We start from the raw sequence: 18,910 nt of genomic DNA, 5'->3' as shown, positions 1-18,910 counted from the left end.
TTTAGAAGCTTCTACCCCTGTGGTATCTTTAACTGAGTTAATTGCTGAAATCAAGGCTCCATTTTCATCACCATCTTTATACTCAACTTCACCAATTTTTACTCCATTAATAGCAAAATCTTGATCAGTTTTGCCTGCCTTAATATTACCAGCACCTGTAGTTTCAACTAAGAAATTTGCTCTAACACCTGTGATATCAGAAACTCTATTAATCTCTTCAGCCAAAGCACCAAGTCCTGTTCCTACTGAAGTAGAAATCACTACAGGTTGGAATTTAAAATCATCTATACCATTATAATTTTTAATAGTAAGTTGAGCTACACCGCTACTTTTAGCTTGAGAACCTGTTTCAAATCTAGTTACACCTATTTTAGAGCTTTGAGTTGAACCAATGCTTGCTTTGATAGATTGATTTGACTGTGCACCTACTTGGAATTCTTGATTTACAAAACCACCACTTAATAACTGCTTTCCATTGAATGAAGTTTGATTTGCAATATTATCAAGTTGCTCCATCAAACGATTTATATCAGCTTGAAGCATATTTCTTGTTTTGGTAGTTTGTCCATCTTGTGCTGCTTGAGTAGCTTTTACTTTGATAGTATCTAAGATTTTAAGCTGCTCATCCATAGCCTTATCAGCTGTTTGTAAAATACCTAAAGCATCATTACCATTGCTTATAGCTTGACCTAAAGTATTAGCTTGTGATCTTAAGCTATCTGCTATAGCCATACCTGAAGCATCATCTGCTGCAGAGTTGATTCTAAGACCTGAACTTAATCTGCTTAGAGAGCTATCTAATGCTCTTGAGTTTAAATTTGCGTTGTTTTGAGCATTTAAAGATGCCACATTAGTATTTATACGAAATCCCATTTTAAATCCTTTTAAATAAATTCAACCGCTTCCATGCAGTTGTTTAAGCTATATCGAAAAAATGATAAAAAAATTTATACTTTTAAGATATTTTTATATTCATTTATAGAATTTTCTATACTTGCTAAACTTAACGCTGCAATTTCTAAAAATATTTTTAAAAAATCTACATAACTTGATAAAGCATTTTGAGACTCTTGATATAAACTCACATTAAAAAAGCCCCTATGATAAAATAATGGTTTATACATAAAACTTTGTAAAATTTTTGCATTATCTAATAAATCATTAAAATCAAAAATAAACTTTGATACTTGCTCATCAAAAACTGCATTTTGATTTTGCAAAATTACTAAAAGATCTTTTGCTTTTTGATGTAAAGCATTTAACTCTAAATAATCTTTTTGTAAAATTTCCAAAGATTTTTTTAATAATTTTTCTTGCCTATTAATACTTAAAACATTTGGAAATACATAATCTTGTTTTTTATCTTTATATAGTGCTAAAACCTTTTCAAAAGGTATCTCTATGGTATAATCTATAAAAGCTCCACCTTCTGTGGCATTGTAAAATTTAACATCAGGATGAGATAAAAATAAAACTTCTAATCGTTTTCTAAATTCATCCCAGCCTATATTTGTTTGAATAAACCCTTTCTTTCCATAAGACAAAACATTTAATTTAGTAGCATCGTGTTGAGCTTTTTCCTCATCACGAAAAGTAAAGTTAGCTGCATCTGCGTGAGATTTTCCACTATCACTAAAAGCCAAATCTTGTCCTATCATGATTACATTAGTAAATCCCAAAGCTATAGCAAAATTATAAGCAAAATGAGCCACATTGATACCAATATCTAAATAACCAAAATCATTTAAATTAAATTTTTGTTGATAATCTAAATTTTTTAAAATAAAAATTTTTGGATTTTTATTTTCTAAAATTTGCATTAAAGCTTTATCTACAGCAGCATTTATAATATAAATGGGTTCTTTTTTGCTTTGTGGTAAATTTTCATAAAAACTTGCACATTCTTCGTAAATATCCATAGAAAAAACAAAATCAGGATAAATTTCATTCTTAAGTAAAGTTTTATAAGTAGCATCTAAAGCAAATATCACATAATCATCTTGACAAGTTTTTAAAAGCTTAAGTTGTTTATTTAAAGAAGGACCTGCGCACACCACAATAACACTTTTATTTCTTCCTTTATTTTCATAAATAAATCTTTGAAAAGGAGTATTTTTTAAGACTAAAGGTATGTTAGATAAAAATTGTTTATAAATTTTAGCATCCATAGTAAAACTTGTATCAACATTTCCCACCACTCTTTTTATCACATCTAAGCACTTTTGATACACAAAATCAAACATAGGACTATTGTTATAAAATTCACTATAAGGTAAAAGTTTAAAAAGCCCTAAATACTCAAAACAATCTTTTTGTGAAAAAAGCAAAACAAGATACTCTTCTAATCTTTTCTCTTCTACATCACAAAGATATATTTTTCCGCTTGAAAGCTCTTGTCTCAAATCCATCTTGCTTAAAACATTAGCAAAAAATTCTGCTTTATCAAAAATAAAAATATGTTTATTAATAAGCTTTTTTAAAAAAAGTCCATCTCCTATACCGCAAAAAAATATATTAGGTTTTATTAAATCATCTTTTGAAGGCACAAAGGGTGTTTGACTTGGAAAGATTTCGATAAATTCTTCTTTTAAAGATAGAATTTTTTCTTGTAATGGTTTATTGGTAAATTCTAAAGCTTGTAAGTTTTTTTGCAAAAACATTTTATATCCTATGAAATTTAATTATAGAAAATTATATCATTAATTGCATTTTATTTAAAAATCCATCTAAGCAAAAAATTTAACTTTTTTTTATACACTTTTACTAATTTTAATCCTTATAAGGAAAATAATGAAAAATTTAATCATAGTAGAATCACCTGCTAAAGCTAAAACCATAGGTAATTTTCTAGGTAAAGACTATGAAGTAATAGCTTCTAAAGGCCACATTAGAGATTTACCTAAAACTAGCTTTGGTATAAAAATAGAAGATGAAAATTTTAAACCAGAATATAGAATTTCAAATGATCATTCAAGTTTAGTAAAAGAACTCAAAGAAAAGGCTAAAAAAGCTAAAACCATCTACCTTGCAACCGATGAGGATCGTGAGGGTGAAGCCATAGCTTATCATATAGCTAAGGCTATTAATAAAGATGAAAATTCCCTACCACGCATAGTTTTTCATGAGATTACTAAAAGCGCTATAGAAAATGCTTTAAAAAACCCAAGATCTTTAAATGTAAATAGCGTCAATGCCCAACAAACTAGACGCTTACTTGATCGCATAGTAGGCTATAAATTAAGTCCTTTACTAAATCAAAAAATCCAAAAAGGCTTAAGCGCAGGGCGTGTGCAAAGCGCGGCTTTAAAAATCATCGTCGATAGAGAAAGAGAAATAAAAGCTTTTATTCCTTTAAAATACTTTAGTATAGATATGATTTTTGAAAAAGACTTGCAAGCCGAATTAGTCGAATTTCAAAATCAAAAAATAGAAAAACTAAGTCTAACTAACGAAGATAGAGCCAAACTCATCTTTGAAGCTTGCAAAAATGCTAACTTTAAAATAAAAGATATAGAAAGTAAAGATAGAAAAATAGCTCCACAAGCACCTTTTATGACTTCAACCTTGCAACAAAGCGCGAGCAATCGCCTAGGTTTTAACCCTAAAAAAACCATGATGATTGCTCAAAAACTTTACGAGGGTGTAAAAACCCATCAAGGTATTATGGGTGTGATTACTTATATGAGAACTGACAGCTTAAACATCGCAAAAGAAGCTTTAGAAGAAGTAAGAAAACTCATCAAAAATGATTTTGGCAAAGAATACTTACCAAGTAAAGCAAATATTTATACCACTAAAAGCAAAGGCGCTCAAGAAGCACACGAAGCTATAAGACCGACTAATCTTAGCTTTACGCCAAAACTTGCAAGTGAATTTTTAGAAAAAGATGAAGCAAGATTATATACTTTAATATATAATCGCTTTTTAGCTTCACAAATGAATCCTGCTATATCTCAAACTCAAAATGTCTATGCAAAATCAAATGAAGCAAGTTTTAAAATAAGCGGTAGAAAAATTTTATTTGATGGGCATTATAAAGTATATGGAGATATGGATAAAGATAAAATTTTACCTAATTTAAAACTAGAAGATATACTAAATATACAAAATATAGAATTAAACTCGCATTTTACCGAGCCACCTTCAAGATATTCTGAAGCTGGGCTTGTTAAAAAGTTAGAAAATCTTGGCATAGGACGCCCTTCTACTTATGCTCCAACCATCTCTTTACTTAGTACAAGAGAATATGTGCGTATAGATAAAAAGCAAATCATACCTAATGAAATAGCCTTTGTTGTAACAGAAGTTTTAGAACAAAACTTTAGCGATATAGTAGATAGTGATTTTACTTCTAAAATGGAAGATAAACTTGATATCATTGCAGAAGGCAAAATGGACTGGCAAGAAGTTTTAAGAGAGTTTTATTTTCCTTTTATGAGAAAAATTGATGAAGGTAAAAAAAATATAAAAAGCCAAAAAACTTTCACAAAGCTAGATGAAACCTGCCCTGATTGTGGTGGAGAGCTTGCTATAAGAAAAGGAAGATATGGAGAATTTATAGCTTGTTTAAATTTTCCAAAATGTAAATACTCAAGAAATTTAAAACAAGAAACACAAAATGAAGAAAAAAGCGAGAAAAAACTCAATACCATAGGCGTGAAATGCCCAAGCTGTCAAGAAGGCGAGATCGTGGAGCGTTTTTCTAAGCGTGGTAAATTTTATGGATGTAGTGCTTATCCAAAATGCAACTATATAAGCAAATACAAACCAAGTGAAGAAAAATGTAGCAAATGTGGTGAAACTTTGATTATCAAAGAGCTTAAAAAAGGCACATTTTTAGAGTGCTTAAAATGCAAAATCAAAAAGGAAATTTAATGCAAATTATGCTTTGTGCTATATCTAATATAGCAAGTGGAGGGTGCGGGGAAGATTGTAAATACTGCACTCAAAGCGCTCATGTAAAAACTAATATCAACAAATACAAAAGAAAAGATATAGATCAAATTGTTTTAGAAGCTAAAATAGCTAAGAAAAACGAAGCTTTAGGTTTTTGTTTAGTTACAGCAGGCGCTGGACTTGATGATGAAAAACTTGAGTATGTGTGCAAAGTAGCTCATGCAGTGCAAAAAGAAGTAGAAGGACTTTTACTCATAGCTTGCAATGGCATAGCAAATTTAGAACAACTCAAAGAATTAAAAAAAGCAGGAATTTTTTCTTATAATCATAATCTAGAAACTTCTAAAGAATTTTTTCCAAACATATGCTCTACGCATACTTGGGAGCAAAGATTTCAAACTAATCTTTATGCTAAAGAAGCAGGTTTAATGCTTTGCTGTGGCGGAATTTATGGTCTTGGAGAAAGTGAAGCCGATAGAAAAAGTTTTAGAACAAGTTTAAAAGAGCTTGATCCTTTTTCCTCGCCTATTAATTTTTTCATACCAAATGAAAATTTAAAGCTCAAGCAAAACTTATTAAATGCTGATGAGGCGTTAAATATCATCAAAGACACTAAAAAAGATTTACCAAATGCACATATCATGGTAGCAGGTGGTAGAGAAGTAGTGCTAAAAGAAAGACAATATGAAATTTTTGACGCAGGAGCTAGTGCTATAGTAGTAGGTGATTATCTTACAACTAAAGGCGAAGAACCTAGCAAAGATATACAAAAACTAAAACAAATGGGATTTAGCTTTGCTAGCTCATGCCATTGATGCTCAAGCTGCTACGGATTTAAAAATTTTATTAGTCGTAGCAGGATGTTTGCTTACTTCACCTTATATTGCTAAATTTTTAAAACTCCCACTTTCAGCCACTGAAATTATGCTTGGCTCTTTTATAGGATTTTTAGGTTTTATAGGAGAAAGTGAGAATTTTAAGCTTTTGGCTAATGCAGGATTTTACTATCTTATGTTTATAGCAGGGATGGAAATCAATCTTAAAACCTTTTTAAAAACCGAAAGAAGCTTACTTAATAAAGCTTTTATTTACATCATACTTTTATATGTTTTTAGCGTTTTAGCGGTTGAAAGTATAGATATTTCTTATATTTTTGTCATTATCATACCTGTTATGAGTGTGGGTTTGCTCTCAACGCTTTATAGAGACTTTGGAAAAAATTGCGAGTGGCTAAATGTATCCATGGTGGTAGCCACTTTAGCTGAAGTTGTGAGCATAGTTTTGCTTACCATAGCTGCGGCATTTTTGGGAAAAGGTGCTGATCTTTTCTCACTCACTCAAAATTTATTATACCTAGTGGGCTTTTTAGCACTTTGTATTTTTGGATTTAAATTTTTAGAAGTACTTTTTTGGTGGTATCCACAACTTAAAACCATACTCATGCCTTGGCAAGATCAAAATGAAAAAGATATAAGATTTTGCATGGCAATTTTCATAGCCATAGTTGCAATTATGATTTATTTTAAACTTGAAGTTGCACTTGGAGCTTTTATAGCGGGTTCATTTATAGCTACTTTTTTTGATCATAAAAAAGACTTAGAGCATAAACTTTCTAGTTTTGGTTATGGCTTTTTAATCCCTATATTTTTCATTTATATAGGTTCAAGCTTTAAACTCCAAATGCTTTTAAACCCTCAAGTTTTAATCATAGCTTTTTCACTAACTATCTTTATGATAGGACTAAGAATACTTTGCGCTATGACTTTTGTAAAAATACTTGGTTTAAAAAATACCTTTTTATTTGGCTTAAGCCATTCTATGCCACTAACCTTACTTATCGCAATAGCTACGCTTTCTTATCAAACCAATATTATCACTCAAGATATATACTCAGGATTAGTGCTTACTGCTTTACTTGAAGCAATTTTAGCTATTAGCTTAATAAAATTTATCAATAATCTTAGTAGAAAATAACTCTACTAAGTATTTATTTTCACTTGCTATAATTTTCTTATGAAAAATTTAGACACACTTTTAGAATTAGCCTTAAAAGCAGGCAAGGAAGCCTCTAAGGTATTGCTTGAATATAAAGACAAAAATACCTTATGGTTTAAAGATGATGATTCCCCAGTAGGTTTAGCTGATATAAAATCTAATGAAGCTATTAGTGAAATTTTAGCTTCAAGTGATATAGCTATATGCTCTGAAGAAAATATACTTTCTTATGAAGAAAGAAAAAATTTAGAGTATTTTTGGCTAATAGATCCTCTTGATGGCACTAAATCTTATGCTAAAAAAGATAAAGAATATTGTGTTTTAATCGCATTAATCCATAAAAACACTCCTGTGCTTTCGCTTATAGGCGATGTGGAAAATAATGCATTTTATTATGCACATACCCATACTAAAGTTTATAAAAATAATGAAATTTTAAATCTTAGTTTAGAGCAATACGAAAAGGTTAAAAATATAGCCCTTTACTCTAAAAATCATGATAATAATGAAGATTTTTTTATTCAAAATCATCTTGAAGGCATTAAGGTTTCATCTGCTTTAAAGTTTGTATATTTACTTGAAGCAAAAGCTGGAATTTACCCGCGTTTTGGTGGCCCAAAAGCTTGGGATATAGCTGCAGGAGATTTTTTAGTCAAACAAAATGGTGGAATTTTATACGATTTTGATAAAAAGGCCTTAAACTACAATAGTCCTGATTTTAAACTTCCAAGTTTTATAGCTTTTGCTAAGAATGAATTTAAATTAAAAGGTTTTTAGTGAGATTTTTTTTGGTGTTTTTGTGTTTTTTAAGTGCTATTTATGCTAATTCTTTTGCAAATAAAAAAATCATCAAATTACAAAATAATGATGATTTTAATATCATCAATCTTGATCAAGATATAAATTATGATAAACTCTCACACATTAGCACCTTAGCTTTAGTGCCAAGCTATGAAAAAGAATATAATTTTTATTTTTCAAATTTAAAAATCGATGCTAAAAGCATGGCAAAAGACACACTAAAAGCATTAAGTGCTATTTTAAATGAGCAAAATAATTTTGTCTTACTTAGTCAAAAAGAAAATCAAACTTATATCAATAGCCAAAATATCTTACAAACAAATAAAAATTTCATCGATGCAAGTGAGTTTTTAGAATTTAATCGTTTCAAAAAGGCTGATTTTATTATTTTGCTAGATTTAAAAAGCATTCAAGCAAGCCAACAAAATTTCTTGCTTTTTTCCAATTTTGAAGTCAAAGCCGACATAGAATACAAACTTTTTAATGCCAAAACAAAAAAACTAAAAGATCATAAAATCCTTACTATCAATACTCAATTTAGCACAAATGATAAAAATAAATCTTATCAAGAATTAGTCCATGAAATAGCTAAAATTGTTTATGAAGATATTAAAAATACTATATAATTACCACTTCTTCTTCTAAAACAATCCCAAATTCTTCAAAAACTCTTTTTTTAGCAAGCTCTATCAAAAATAAAGCATCATCAAAACTAGCATGTTTTTTATTGATTAAAAAATTTGCATGTTCATTGCTAAACATCGCATCATTTTTGCTAAAACCTTTAAGATTAACTGCTTCTATCAACCTTCCTGCATGATCGTTTTTGGGATTTTTAAAAATAGAGCCAAAGCTAGCACCTTTGGGTTGATTTTTTCTTGCATTTTTTAAAAGCTCATCTTTAACTGGGTCAAATCCATATTCTAAAAAAAACTTCGCGCTAAACATCACTTCTTTAATAGGATTAAACCTATAAGCAAAAGCAATATTTTGTTTTAAAATTTCTTGATTAAAAGTACAAATACTAATTAAATTTTTGCTAATATCCTCATCTTTTAATCCTGCATTCATTTTTAAAATACCGCCCAAAGTCCCTGGGATATTTCTTAAAAACTCAAAACCTTTTAAGTTATTTTCTTTAGCAAAATGATATATTTTAAAAGATTTCACGCTAGAGCCTATCTCTAAAAACATACCTTTTTCATTTTGCTCTAAAATTTTAATATAATCAAAACTTTTCCCTAAAATTCCAAGTTTTTTGGGTTTTGGAGAGATTAAAAGATTATTTGCCCCACCTATTAAAAAACCATCAAATTCGCAAGGCTCTTCAAGTATTTGCACTTCAAAGCTCTCACCTATACGCACAGAAGAATACTTAGAAAAATCAATAATCATCTAATAAAGCTTGGAATTTGATTTAAAATATTAGTTGTAAAATCAATCATAGAACTTATCATCCAAGGCATTAAAAATACTATTACCACAACAACAAGTAAAATTTTTGGCACAAAAGAAAGCGTGGCTTCGTTAATTTGCGTTACAGCTTGAAAAATACTTATAATAAGCCCTGCAATAAGCCCTGCTAAAAGCATAGGTAAAGAAAGCATAAGTGTGATTTTAAAAGTTTGTACACCCAAGGCTACTAAAGTACTTTCCATATTTTCTCCTTAAAAATTTAAATTCTATCAAGAATTTCTAAATTCTTCATACTCACTAGGGATAAGATGATCTTTACTTTTTATTAACTTCTCATAAAATCCATGATTATATCCAAGCTCAAAAAGCTTATCTATGGCATTGTATTGTTTATCATTCATATTAATAGAGTTTTTATTTGCATATAAATTTAAATACACATCAAGTTTTTGTGCATCAACGCGTATTAAATTACGCTCTAAAAGCATGGAGGCTAAGATTTTTCTATTATGATCGGCTACTTCTACTGCTTTAATCAAATCTTTTTCAACCGCTATTGCATCACTAAGCGGTAAAGACCTTCTAAGGGCCATACCACCTAAAGGTAAAGGTAAATCATTTTTTGCTAATTCTTGCCAAATATCCCAAAGTTCAGCCTCAACACACAAACTAGAATCAAATTCTAAAATGCTCTCATGTATAAGCACTCCCGCATCAACTTCATCTTCTAAAACAGCCTTTTCAATCTCTAAAAAATTCTTATAAATTATTCTAGCTTGTGGATATTTTATGCGAAAGATTAAAGCATTAGTAGTGTGTGCTCCACTTAAAGCAACTTTAAAATTTAGCTTTAATTTTTTATTCTTTTTCTTAATAAGCTTTGGCCCATAACCCTCACCAAAACTCACAGCAGTTTTTAATAAAGCATATTCACTAGCTATTAAAGGATAAAGTGCAAAAGATATCGCACTAACATCGTATATATTTTCCAATGCAAGCTCATTTAAAGTTTGTATATCCAAGGCTGTATTTTCATACTCATAAGCATTTCCAACCCAACCAAATTTAATCGCCATATACATAAAAATATCATCAGCATCAGGAGAGTGTGCTACGCTAATTCTTTTATTCATTTTTTTCCTTAAAAATCTAAAAAAGTATTTTAGCAAAATTCAAAATAAAAACTTATATTAAATTTCTTTTTGATACAATTTTAAACATATTATAAAAGGATTAACAAGCATGGATGATAATAAAAGAAAATCACTTGATGCAGCCTTAAAAAGTCTTGATAAAACCTTTGGAAAAGGTACTATTTTAAGACTTGGCGATAAAGAAGTTGAAAAAATTGATTCTATTCCTACAGGTTCTGTTGGACTTGATTTAGCTTTAGGAATTGGTGGGGTTCCAAAAGGAAGAATTATAGAAATTTATGGACCTGAAAGTTCAGGTAAAACTACACTTACCTTACACATCATAGCAGAATGTCAAAAAAAAGGTGGAGTTTGTGCGTTTATTGATGCTGAACACGCTCTTGATGTAAGATATGCAAAAAATTTAGGTGTTGATACAGAAAATCTTTACATCTCTCAACCAGATTTTGGAGAACAAGCCTTAGAAATCGTTGAAACTATAGCAAGAAGTGGAGCCATTGATCTAATAGTGGTAGATAGCGTTGCTGCACTTACCCCAAAAGCAGAAATCGAAGGTGATATGGGGGATCAACATGTAGGTCTTCAAGCAAGATTAATGAGTCAAGCTTTAAGAAAATTAACCGGTATCGTTCATAAAATGAACACTACTGTAATTTTCATCAATCAAATTCGTATGAAAATAGGCATGATGGGCTATGGCACTCCTGAAACAACTACCGGCGGAAATGCTTTAAAATTTTATGCTTCAGTGCGTTTAGATGTAAGAAAAACAGCCACCTTAAAACAAAATGATGAGCCTATTGGAAACCGTGTTAAAGTAAAAGTGGCTAAAAACAAAGTAGCCCCTCCTTTTAAACAAGCTGAATTTGATGTGATGTTTGGTGAGGGTGTAAGTCGTGAAGGTGAGCTAATAGATTATGGTGTAAAACTTGATATTATTGATAAAAGTGGTGCATGGTTTTCTTACAAGGCTTCTAAACTTGGTCAAGGTAGAGAAAATGCTAAAGCCTTTTTAAAAGAAAATCCAGCTATTGCAGATGAAATTACTCAAGCTATACAAAACTCAATCGGTATAGATAGTATGATTTTGGGCGCAAAAGAAGACGATGAAGGAGAAGAATAATGTTGATTATTGAAGATTTAAGAGCTTTTGAAGTTTTAGATAGTAGAGGTAATCCTACCATTAAAGCTGAAATCATGCTAAGCGATGGCAGTGTTGGCAGTGCTATCGTTCCAAGTGGTGCAAGCACAGGAAAAAAAGAAGCTTTAGAATTAAGAGACAATGATGAGAGATTTGGCGGAAAAGGTGTTTTAAAAGCGATTGAAAATATCAATGGCACCATAGCTGAAAATATTATAGGGCTTGATGCTTTTAATCAAACCCAACTAGATAATACTCTTTTAGAGCTTGATGGCACAAAAAACTACTCTAATCTAGGAGCAAATGCAACTTTAGGAATTTCTATGGCAACAGCACGCGCTGCTGCTAATGCGCTAGGTGTGCCTTTATATCGCTACTTAGGTGGAGCAAATGCAAGTGTATTACCTGTGCCAATGTGTAATATCATCAACGGTGGTGCACATGCAAACAATAGCGTAGATTTTCAAGAATTTATGATTATGCCTTTTGGTTTTTCAAGCTTTAAAGAAGCATTAAGATCAGTTTGTGAAATTTATGCAGTATTAAAAAAAGAATTAGCTAATCTAGGTCACTCTACTGCTTTAGGCGACGAGGGTGGTTTTGCGCCAAATTTAGCAAACAACACTGAACCTCTTGATCTTTTAATAACTTGTATTAAAAAAGCAGGCTATGAAAATAAAATCAAACTAGCGCTAGATGTAGCAAGTAGTGAGCTTTATAAAGATGGTAAATACCATTTAGAGGGTAAAGTTTTCTCAAGTGAAGACTTGATTGCTCGCTATGAAGAATTATGTGCTAAATATCCTATTTTTAGTATTGAAGATGGTTTGGCTGAAGATGATTATGAAGGTTGGATTAAACTCACTCAAAAGCTTGGTAATAAAATTCAACTTGTGGGTGATGATTTGTTTGTAACTAATGAAGATATTTTAAGAGAAGGTATCATGAAAAATATGGCAAATGCTGTATTAATCAAGCCTAATCAAATCGGAACAATCACTCAAACTATGAGAACAGTAAGACTAGCTCATAGAAATAATTACAGATGTATTATGAGTCATAGAAGTGGGGAAAGCGAAGATGCTTTTATAGCTGATTTTGCAGTAGCGCTTAATACAGGACAAATCAAAACAGGAGCTCTAGCAAGAGGTGAAAGAACAGCTAAATATAATCGTTTGTTAGAAATCGAACTTGATAATGATGAGTATTTAGGAGATAAGCTCTGAGTGATTTATTAAAAGAGTATGATGAGCATTCTAAAAAGAAAGAGGCTCATCATCATCTAATAAAAACTATTGCATTATCATTTGTAGCTATTATTGTTGCTATGTATTTTGGTAATATGTTTTTTGGCAAATCCTCTTTAGATGTTTTATTATCGCTTAAAGAGGAGCAAAAAATTTTAGAGAAAAACATAATAACCTTAAAAGCTAAAAATGCCCAAGCTCAAAAAGAATACTTACAGCTTTTAAGACTTAAAGGAGAAAATTCGCATGAGAATTAAATTTTTTTTACTATTTTTATTATCCTGTGTATTTTTAAATGCAAAAGATAATCCTTTTGACAATAACTCAGAACAACAAAACACCGAGTTTGTAAAACTTAGTCCTTTTCAAAGACAGGATTTTACTTTTAATTCTGATGCAAGAATTTTAAAAAATATTACCATTACCTACATTAACCTTGATGGCTCTGAAGAGCAAACTACTCTAGATATATACAAAAGTATCAATTGGCATGATACTTACTCATTTATAAAAGCCAAAAGTCCAAATGCCACACCTATACTTGATGTTTCTGTTACTGTGCCACAAGAACAAGGGGTAAAAAACACTAAAACAGAAGAAAACAATACCACTTTAAACATTGAAACACCAATTTTTAGTGGAAATATTTATAATTTTATTTCTATTAGCTTTTATAACAATAAGATTAATATCAAAACCGAAGATAGAATGCTAAGACATTTATCTATAGGAGATCCAACTAAAATCATTATAGATTTTGCTAAAAAGCAAAATTTCAACACAAAAACTTTACAAGTTAATACTGCTCATGTTAGAAAAGTTGTATTTGGATCACATAAAGGATATTATCGTTTGGTAATTTATCTTGATGGAAAATATAGTTATAAATACTCTCAAGGTGAAAATTTACATACCTTTAACTATCGCTAAGAGTTTTTAAAAACTCTTAAGAAATCTGTGATCATAAATAATCATTTGAAATCTTTGAGCTATCATTTTAGCTCTTTCTATAATAATACTTCTTGGTTCATCTTCAAAAACTTCTTGCAAACTCTCATCAAACAGATTAAGCCAAACATCAAAAAATTCTCTTGGAAATGAAGGTAGTTCATGATGAGCTCTCAAAGGAGAACCGCTATAACTTGGATCACCTAAAAACATCCCTGCCCAAAAACTTGCTATTTTTTCTTTGTGTTTTTTCCAACTCTCATCATCTATACCAATTTTTTCATTAAAAATAGGCCCTAAATCCTTGTCTATTCTAACTTTTGCATAAAAAACATCCATAAGTTTTTTTATACCATCATGATTAATAGTTTCAAATTTCATACTTTTCCTTAAAAAATAATTTTGGCTTATTGTATTAAATTTAGAAATTAAAAATATAAACAAAAGTCAATTTTTAGTATAATCATAAAAACAAATTTAAAGAAAAAATATGACTTATACTATTTTACCACCCAATCAATTCTTGGATAATTATATTTTAAATATACAATTACACCAATTAGCAAATATTTCTAAAAATGCTTATAAATTTTGGAAAAATGTTCAGGCAGCACGCTATCAAGGCACAAGGGTGGTATTTTTACATAAAAAAAGTATTTTACAAAAACACCAACATCTTATACAAAAATGTGAAAATCTAAGTGGCTTTGTATTAGCAAGTGCCTTTTGCTCATTTACTACTTTAGCTCCATCACATTTGGTAGAAAAAAACAATTCTCAAATTTATAAAATCTTAGATATAAAAGAAGTTTGTGGGGTTAAATTTGTAAATTTAAAGGCATTTTACGATTTTTTAAATTTAGATTATAGTTATAATATTTATATCGAAAAATGCCATTTTTTCAGTCCTACTCCTTTGGAAAAACGCATTAAAATCACTGAGAGTATGTGCGTTGGGTATTACTAAGATATTTAAATATCAAAGCACAAACAAGCGAAATTATAGCCATAGCAAACATATAAAATCCTAAAGAAAAACGAGCAATATTTTCTAAATTTCCCAAAGCAATAGTGTGTAAAAATAAAGCAAGTTGCGGAGTAAACCCACCAGCTATTGCATAAGCTATATTATAAGAAAAACTAAGCCCTGAAAATTTAACCTTAGCATCAAATACCTCACTCATCATCAAAGGACAAAAATTCATCACTCCAGTAAAAAAGCAAGCACTTAAATAGTACACACTCACTAAATTAAAATCAGGTGTTTTAGTATAAAGAGCGTTAAAATAAAATAAACAAGTTAAGAAAAATCCTAGCGAAAAAATCATACAAGCTTTTACTATACCTATTTTATCAGCCAAAATTCCACTTAATATACAACCAATTACAAGCAAAACTATACCAAGCATTTGTATGTAAGTTTGAACGCTTGCATCAATATTTAACATTTTTGCCATAAAAGAAGGTATAGTTAAAATCATCACAACAATACAAGCCGTCAAAACCCAAGTTATCAACATAGAAAGTACAACGCCCAGCTTAGCTTTTTTAAATACTTCTTTTAGAGGGAATTTTTCTAAAACCTTATCTTTTTTCATTTGTTCAAAAACAGGTGTTTCTTGTAAAAATTTACGCAAATAAGCAGAAATAATCCCAAAAATTCCTCCTAAGAAAAATGGAATTCTCCAGGCCCATTCATAAAGTTCTTCTTGTGTAAAAAACTTATTCATCATTAAAAATACAAAACTTCCAAGCAAAATTCCACCTACTACAGAAGCTGTTAAAAATCCAAGATAAGTGCGTTTTTGTCCATTTGGAGCATGCTCAAAAACAAAAACCCAAGCACCAGGTAATTCCCCACCTATAGCTATACCTTGACAAATCCTTACAAATATTAAAAATACTATACATAAATATCCTATGCTTTCATAAGTAGGTATAAAAGCGAGCATAAAAGTTGGCACAACCATCAGTAAAATACTAAGCATAAACATTTTTTTACGACCAAATTTATCGCCAAAATGTGCCATGATTATACCACCAAGTGGTCTAGCTAAATATCCTGCGGCAAAAATTCCATAAGTATTAAACATTTTCCAAAATGGACTTAAATCTTCAGGAAAAAAATTTTTAGAAATATAACTTGCAAAAAATACAAAAATGATAAAATCGTAAAATTCTAAAGTCCCTCCCAAAGAAGAAAGACTCAAAACTTTTATGTCTTTTTTAGTAAGATTTTTACCCACGATTAATCCATCTCATAAGTATCATCATCACTATAATCATCATCGTATTCATAATCATCATCATCATAATTATATGATCTTTGATTATTTGCATAAGTATCATCATCTGCTTCATCATACATTTCATCATCATAATTTTCAAATTCTTCATCATCATAAGCCATTGCAAATCCTTTAAAATTTTTTAGTAGTATTTTAATATAAAAATATACATTTTGGTATAATTTTTCAAACTTTACTTAAGGAAAAATATGAATTTAACGCATTTAGATGAAAAAAATCACCCCAAAATGGTAGATGTAAGTCAAAAAGATATTACCCAAAGAGAAGCTTGTGCAAGCGGTAAAATATACATGAGTAAAGAAGCATTTGAAGCTATCATTGAAAACAAAGCTAAAAAAGGGCCTGTTTTACAAACTGCCATCACAGCAGCCATCATGGGAGCTAAACAAACTTCAAATCTTATCCCAATGTGTCATCCTTTAATGATCTCAAAAGTACAAACCCATATAGAAGAAAACAAAGAAGAATGTTCTTTTCAACTCTTTGTAACCGTAAAATGCGAAGGAAAAACAGGGGTTGAAATGGAAAGCTTAACAGCTGTTAGTATTGGGCTTTTAACTATTTATGATATGGTTAAAGCTATTGATAAAAGTATGCAAATTACTGATATAGTTTTAGAAAGCAAAGAAGGAGGAAAAAGTGGTAAATATCTGCGATCTTAAAAAAGAACCTATTATAAACTACCCTACTTTTTGGGATTATAAAGTCGTTTTTGAAGCTGAAGTTGATGCTTTAGAAATTTTCACCCAAATACTCAATGAAAGAGAATTTAAATATAAAATCTCAAATACTAGCAAACAAGGAACATATAAAAGTTATCTTTTAAGTGTTTATGTCGATAGTAAAGATGATCGTTTAAATATTTTTAATCAATTAAAAAGTAAAGCGAAATTTGTATTATAAAAAAGGAAAAATATGAAAAATTTAGCCATAATTTTTGAAAATTCTCTCTTAGCTTGTGAAAAAAATGAAATTCCAAACTTAATTAGTGAGCTTGTTTTTAATCTAAGTTATAAAAAAATTAGTTTTGAAAATACTAGCAATGAAGAGCTTTTTGCTATCTTTTCTAAAGTATTAGAAAAACTTGGACTTATAAATGAAGAAAATATTTCCAAAATAATCCAAGGTATTATTAAAGCTAGAGTTGAAGAAGATAAAAAAGCATTTTTTGTTTATATTAACGAATATGGCAAATTAAAAGTAAAAATAGAAGAACAAAAAAACACCATTAAACATAAAATTTGCGATAACTTTTTTGATTTAGAAAAGACTTTAAAAGATTTAAATTTAAATGAATTTAATATAAGTATCAATGATGCAATGCTTTATGATATAGAAATACTAGGCCTTTTAAAAGAAACTGCCGAGAGTGCTTTTATCACAACTTTAGAAAAAGGTGAAAACATAGAACTTACATCTTGTGAAATCGCTAAAAACCTTGTATTTAATGCAATTTGTGAAGGAAGCTTTGAAAAAGAAAGAATTTTAAAAATATCCCAAGTAGTTTTAAATGCTGCTTTTGAACTTGCTAACGAATCAAAGGCTTTTGCTTATGATTTATGTATAGGAAGTATTTATGGGACACAAGAAGGAATTTCTTTAGCGATTGAAAAATTTAAATCAAGCTTTGCATATAGCGCTTTAGAACATGATTTAAAAAATAAAGAAAAAGAGCTTATAGACATAGAGCAAGAATTTATCCAAATGCTTAAAAAAATATCATTAGAATTTAATAATCCCGTAAAAGATATACTTAAAGATTTATTAGAAAATAAATTTGACACTTTATTTGCCAAATTTAAACGCTTAATACAAGAAAACAGAGAGCAAATTCTTATCAAAATTAATGAAATTAAACAAAATCCAAAAATTGATGATTTTAGCAAGCTAGCACAAAGCAAACTCAATATTTTAGCTAAAGAGTTAAATGAACTCGAAAAACTCGCAAGCCATAAATATAAAAATTTAGATAAAAACAATGCAAAAGAATTGGGAGTAAGATTGTGGGAAAAAGCAAAAAAATTAATTAAAAAAAATATTAATTGATAATTAATTTTTAAAAATTAAAATTACAAAAATAAAATACGGAGGAAATTATGTTTAACACTTTGAAAGTTAAATTGTCTTTAATGGCAAATTTTTTCACTGCACTAAGTTTGATTATTTTAGGTGTGTTAAGTTTTTACTTTACCAAAACATACCTTTATGATAATGAGCTAAAAAGGCAAAATGATATTTTACAAGTTGCTCGAACTTCTTTAGAAACATTTCGAAAGCACAATAGTGATTTAATTTTAAATTTGGAAAAAACAATTTTGGAATTTCCATATGAAAAATTAAATTCCGAACAAGCTTTGATAGATAATGTTGGCTCTATTTTAAAATCATATAGAAAAGCTTCTGGAGTTTTATCTGCTTTTATAAGTTTAGATAATGGAGAAAATCTTGTAAGTAATGATACTAGTGATAAAAATAATAAAAATATCGAAATTTATGGACAAAATATCAACTATGATGCTAGAACTAGACCATGGTATATTGGAGCCAAAGAAAATAAAGATATTTTCATCACTTCTCCTTATATTGATAAAGCAACAAATCAATATGTAATAACATATACTAAATCTATATATAAAAATGGTAATTTTGTAGGAATTATTGGGGTTGATATTCCAGTAAAAGAGCTTCAAGAAAATTTTGAAAATATGCCTGGTAATAGCTTTTTATTTGATGAAAATGGAAAGATATTTGTTGCTAAAAACAAACAGTTATTAGATCCATCGGTAGATCATGGACCGGTATTAAATGCACACAAACAAAATGGTGATTATTCTTTCTTTGAATATGGATTAAAAGGAAAAGAAAGGCTAGGTATATGTGCTAAAATATCTTCTTACCTTGTTTGTAGCACCGAAAGTGCTGATGTTATAAATGAGCCTATTTTCAAAACAGCAACAATACAAACAATTGTTGTAAGTATCATGGTTGCCTTAAGTGTTATCA

The 18,910-nt window shown here is 29.5% G+C and carries 22 protein-coding genes; 14 read left to right on the top strand and 8 right to left on the bottom strand.

All coding sequences use genetic code 11. The features are described 5' to 3' along the window. A partial coding sequence (locus tag CAMP5063_RS07385) for a flagellin N-terminal helical domain-containing protein (protein ID WP_337195088.1) occupies window positions 1–873 on the bottom strand: 873 nt, incomplete at its 3' end. 74 nt (window positions 874–947) lie between these two features. Beyond that, window positions 948–2,660, bottom strand: a complete 1,713-nt coding sequence (locus CAMP5063_RS07380) for a motility associated factor glycosyltransferase family protein (protein ID WP_263673380.1) — start codon at window positions 2,658–2,660, stop codon at window positions 948–950. Between the two features lie 130 nt (window positions 2,661–2,790). Between CAMP5063_RS07380 and topA the strand changes: the two genes are divergently transcribed. Genes topA through CAMP5063_RS07355 form a run of 5 tightly spaced genes read left to right on the top strand, consistent with a single transcriptional unit; the run spans window position 2,791 to window position 8,318 of the window. After that, window positions 2,791–4,875: a type I DNA topoisomerase gene (gene topA, locus CAMP5063_RS07375; protein ID WP_442863215.1), complete on the top strand. Its 2,085-nt coding sequence runs from the start codon at window positions 2,791–2,793 to the stop codon at window positions 4,873–4,875. Continuing rightward, window positions 4,875–5,711 (top strand): biotin synthase, encoded by an 837-nt coding sequence (locus CAMP5063_RS07370; RefSeq protein WP_039627786.1) that lies wholly within the window; start codon window positions 4,875–4,877, stop codon window positions 5,709–5,711. The genes topA and CAMP5063_RS07370 overlap by 1 nt, the downstream gene beginning before the upstream one ends. Then, on the top strand, window positions 5,692–6,870 hold the full coding sequence (locus CAMP5063_RS07365) for a cation:proton antiporter (protein ID WP_337195087.1): 1,179 nt from the start codon (window positions 5,692–5,694) through the stop codon (window positions 6,868–6,870). Before CAMP5063_RS07370 ends, CAMP5063_RS07365 begins: the two co-directional genes overlap by 20 nt. Before the next feature lie 39 nt (window positions 6,871–6,909). Beyond that, window positions 6,910–7,668, top strand: coding sequence for a 3'(2'),5'-bisphosphate nucleotidase CysQ family protein (locus CAMP5063_RS07360; protein WP_263673382.1), 759 nt, complete (start codon window positions 6,910–6,912; stop codon window positions 7,666–7,668). Beyond that, a complete protein-coding gene (locus CAMP5063_RS07355) occupies window positions 7,668–8,318 on the top strand; it encodes a hypothetical protein (protein WP_337195086.1) in 651 nt (216 codons plus the stop codon). Before CAMP5063_RS07360 ends, CAMP5063_RS07355 begins: the two co-directional genes overlap by 1 nt. Here the strand turns inward: CAMP5063_RS07355 and CAMP5063_RS07350 are convergent. The 3 genes from CAMP5063_RS07350 to CAMP5063_RS07340 are packed head-to-tail and all read right to left on the bottom strand — an operon-like array spanning window position 8,311 to window position 10,241. Then, window positions 8,311–9,087, bottom strand: a complete 777-nt coding sequence (locus tag CAMP5063_RS07350) for a UDP-N-acetylmuramate dehydrogenase (protein WP_263666931.1) — start codon at window positions 9,085–9,087, stop codon at window positions 8,311–8,313. The genes CAMP5063_RS07355 and CAMP5063_RS07350 overlap by 8 nt on opposite strands. After that, a complete protein-coding gene (fliQ, locus tag CAMP5063_RS07345) occupies window positions 9,084–9,350 on the bottom strand; it encodes a flagellar biosynthesis protein FliQ (protein ID WP_012660903.1) in 267 nt (88 codons plus the stop codon). Before fliQ ends, CAMP5063_RS07350 begins: the two co-directional genes overlap by 4 nt. 27 nt (window positions 9,351–9,377) lie before the next feature. Next, window positions 9,378–10,241, bottom strand: coding sequence for a menaquinone biosynthesis family protein (locus CAMP5063_RS07340; RefSeq protein WP_337195085.1), 864 nt, complete (start codon window positions 10,239–10,241; stop codon window positions 9,378–9,380). Between the two features lie 109 nt (window positions 10,242–10,350). On the opposite strand from CAMP5063_RS07340, the gene recA reads away from it, so the two are divergent. The 4 genes from recA to CAMP5063_RS07320 all read left to right on the top strand — a co-directional run bounded on the left by recA (window position 10,351) and on the right by CAMP5063_RS07320 (window position 13,580). Further along, window positions 10,351–11,385 (top strand): recombinase RecA, encoded by a 1,035-nt coding sequence (recA, locus tag CAMP5063_RS07335; protein ID WP_087700900.1) that lies wholly within the window; start codon window positions 10,351–10,353, stop codon window positions 11,383–11,385. Further along, window positions 11,385–12,629, top strand: coding sequence for a phosphopyruvate hydratase (gene eno / locus CAMP5063_RS07330; RefSeq protein WP_337195084.1), 1,245 nt, complete (start codon window positions 11,385–11,387; stop codon window positions 12,627–12,629). The genes recA and eno overlap by 1 nt, the downstream gene beginning before the upstream one ends. 101 nt (window positions 12,630–12,730) lie before the next feature. Further along, entirely contained in the window at window positions 12,731–12,907 is a 177-nt protein-coding gene (locus CAMP5063_RS07325) for a hypothetical protein (RefSeq protein WP_259443318.1), read from the top strand. Then, window positions 12,897–13,580 (top strand): AMIN domain-containing protein, encoded by a 684-nt coding sequence (locus tag CAMP5063_RS07320; RefSeq protein WP_133319946.1) that lies wholly within the window; start codon window positions 12,897–12,899, stop codon window positions 13,578–13,580. The genes CAMP5063_RS07325 and CAMP5063_RS07320 overlap by 11 nt, the downstream gene beginning before the upstream one ends. 6 nt (window positions 13,581–13,586) lie before the next feature. Here the strand turns inward: CAMP5063_RS07320 and CAMP5063_RS07315 are convergent, their stop codons facing one another. Beyond that, complete coding sequence (locus CAMP5063_RS07315) at window positions 13,587–13,979, bottom strand: group III truncated hemoglobin (protein WP_263671114.1); 393 nt, start codon at window positions 13,977–13,979, stop codon at window positions 13,587–13,589. A gap of 109 nt (window positions 13,980–14,088) precedes the next feature. On the opposite strand from CAMP5063_RS07315, the gene CAMP5063_RS07310 reads away from it, so the two are divergent. Continuing rightward, the gene (locus tag CAMP5063_RS07310; protein WP_263659937.1) at window positions 14,089–14,565 is read left to right on the top strand and encodes a cysteine permease; all 477 of its coding nucleotides are present in this window, start codon (window positions 14,089–14,091) and stop codon (window positions 14,563–14,565) included. Here the strand turns inward: CAMP5063_RS07310 and CAMP5063_RS07305 are convergent. Both CAMP5063_RS07305 and CAMP5063_RS07300 read right to left on the bottom strand, forming a co-directional pair. Next, on the bottom strand, window positions 14,534–15,844 hold the full coding sequence (locus CAMP5063_RS07305; RefSeq protein ID WP_337195083.1) for an MFS transporter: 1,311 nt from the start codon (window positions 15,842–15,844) through the stop codon (window positions 14,534–14,536). The genes CAMP5063_RS07310 and CAMP5063_RS07305 overlap by 32 nt on opposite strands. Before the next feature lie 2 nt (window positions 15,845–15,846). Then, the gene (locus CAMP5063_RS07300; RefSeq protein ID WP_133319950.1) at window positions 15,847–16,008 is read right to left on the bottom strand and encodes a highly acidic protein; all 162 of its coding nucleotides are present in this window, start codon (window positions 16,006–16,008) and stop codon (window positions 15,847–15,849) included. A gap of 87 nt (window positions 16,009–16,095) precedes the next feature. On the opposite strand from CAMP5063_RS07300, the gene moaC reads away from it, so the two are divergent. The 4 genes from moaC to CAMP5063_RS07280 all read left to right on the top strand — a co-directional run. Next, window positions 16,096–16,569 (top strand): cyclic pyranopterin monophosphate synthase MoaC, encoded by a 474-nt coding sequence (gene moaC / locus CAMP5063_RS07295; RefSeq protein WP_133319951.1) that lies wholly within the window; start codon window positions 16,096–16,098, stop codon window positions 16,567–16,569. Further along, entirely contained in the window at window positions 16,547–16,810 is a 264-nt protein-coding gene (locus CAMP5063_RS07290; protein WP_133319952.1) for an HP0495 family protein, read from the top strand. Before moaC ends, CAMP5063_RS07290 begins: the two co-directional genes overlap by 23 nt. A 12-nt stretch (window positions 16,811–16,822) precedes the next feature. Then, window positions 16,823–17,953: a hypothetical protein gene (locus CAMP5063_RS07285; RefSeq protein ID WP_133319953.1), complete on the top strand. Its 1,131-nt coding sequence runs from the start codon at window positions 16,823–16,825 to the stop codon at window positions 17,951–17,953. Window positions 17,954–18,036: 83 nt separating this feature from the next. After that, the coding region (locus CAMP5063_RS07280) for a cache domain-containing protein (RefSeq protein ID WP_337195082.1) at window positions 18,037–18,910 on the top strand (874 nt) is incomplete at its 3' end.

Source organism: Campylobacter sp. RM5063, assembly GCF_024723655.1.
Lineage (GTDB): Bacteria > Campylobacterota > Campylobacteria > Campylobacterales > Campylobacteraceae > Campylobacter_D > Campylobacter_D lari_D.
Note: the sequence above shows the minus strand (reverse complement) of the source record. Positions and strands in the feature narration are given on the sequence as shown.

What these genes read in the sequence shown, in the direction of transcription:
- CAMP5063_RS07380 (WP_263673380.1), bottom strand. Translation starts at nt 2,660, where the DNA reads ATGTTTTTGCAAAAAAACTTACAAGCTTTAGAATTTACCAATAAACCA.
- topA (WP_442863215.1), top strand. Translation starts at nt 2,791, where the DNA reads ATGAAAAATTTAATCATAGTAGAATCACCTGCTAAAGCTAAAACCATA.
- CAMP5063_RS07370 (WP_039627786.1), top strand. Translation starts at nt 4,875, where the DNA reads ATGCAAATTATGCTTTGTGCTATATCTAATATAGCAAGTGGAGGGTGC.
- CAMP5063_RS07360 (WP_263673382.1), top strand. Translation starts at nt 6,910, where the DNA reads ATGAAAAATTTAGACACACTTTTAGAATTAGCCTTAAAAGCAGGCAAG.
- CAMP5063_RS07350 (WP_263666931.1), bottom strand. Translation starts at nt 9,087, where the DNA reads ATGATTATTGATTTTTCTAAGTATTCTTCTGTGCGTATAGGTGAGAGC.
- fliQ (WP_012660903.1), bottom strand. Translation starts at nt 9,350, where the DNA reads ATGGAAAGTACTTTAGTAGCCTTGGGTGTACAAACTTTTAAAATCACA.
- CAMP5063_RS07340 (WP_337195085.1), bottom strand. Translation starts at nt 10,241, where the DNA reads ATGAATAAAAGAATTAGCGTAGCACACTCTCCTGATGCTGATGATATT.
- recA (WP_087700900.1), top strand. Translation starts at nt 10,351, where the DNA reads ATGGATGATAATAAAAGAAAATCACTTGATGCAGCCTTAAAAAGTCTT.
- eno (WP_337195084.1), top strand. Translation starts at nt 11,385, where the DNA reads ATGTTGATTATTGAAGATTTAAGAGCTTTTGAAGTTTTAGATAGTAGA.
- CAMP5063_RS07325 (WP_259443318.1), top strand. Translation starts at nt 12,731, where the DNA reads ATGTATTTTGGTAATATGTTTTTTGGCAAATCCTCTTTAGATGTTTTA.
- CAMP5063_RS07320 (WP_133319946.1), top strand. Translation starts at nt 12,897, where the DNA reads ATGAGAATTAAATTTTTTTTACTATTTTTATTATCCTGTGTATTTTTA.
- CAMP5063_RS07315 (WP_263671114.1), bottom strand. Translation starts at nt 13,979, where the DNA reads ATGAAATTTGAAACTATTAATCATGATGGTATAAAAAAACTTATGGAT.
- CAMP5063_RS07310 (WP_263659937.1), top strand. Translation starts at nt 14,089, where the DNA reads ATGACTTATACTATTTTACCACCCAATCAATTCTTGGATAATTATATT.
- CAMP5063_RS07300 (WP_133319950.1), bottom strand. Translation starts at nt 16,008, where the DNA reads ATGGCTTATGATGATGAAGAATTTGAAAATTATGATGATGAAATGTAT.
- moaC (WP_133319951.1), top strand. Translation starts at nt 16,096, where the DNA reads ATGAATTTAACGCATTTAGATGAAAAAAATCACCCCAAAATGGTAGAT.
- CAMP5063_RS07285 (WP_133319953.1), top strand. Translation starts at nt 16,823, where the DNA reads ATGAAAAATTTAGCCATAATTTTTGAAAATTCTCTCTTAGCTTGTGAA.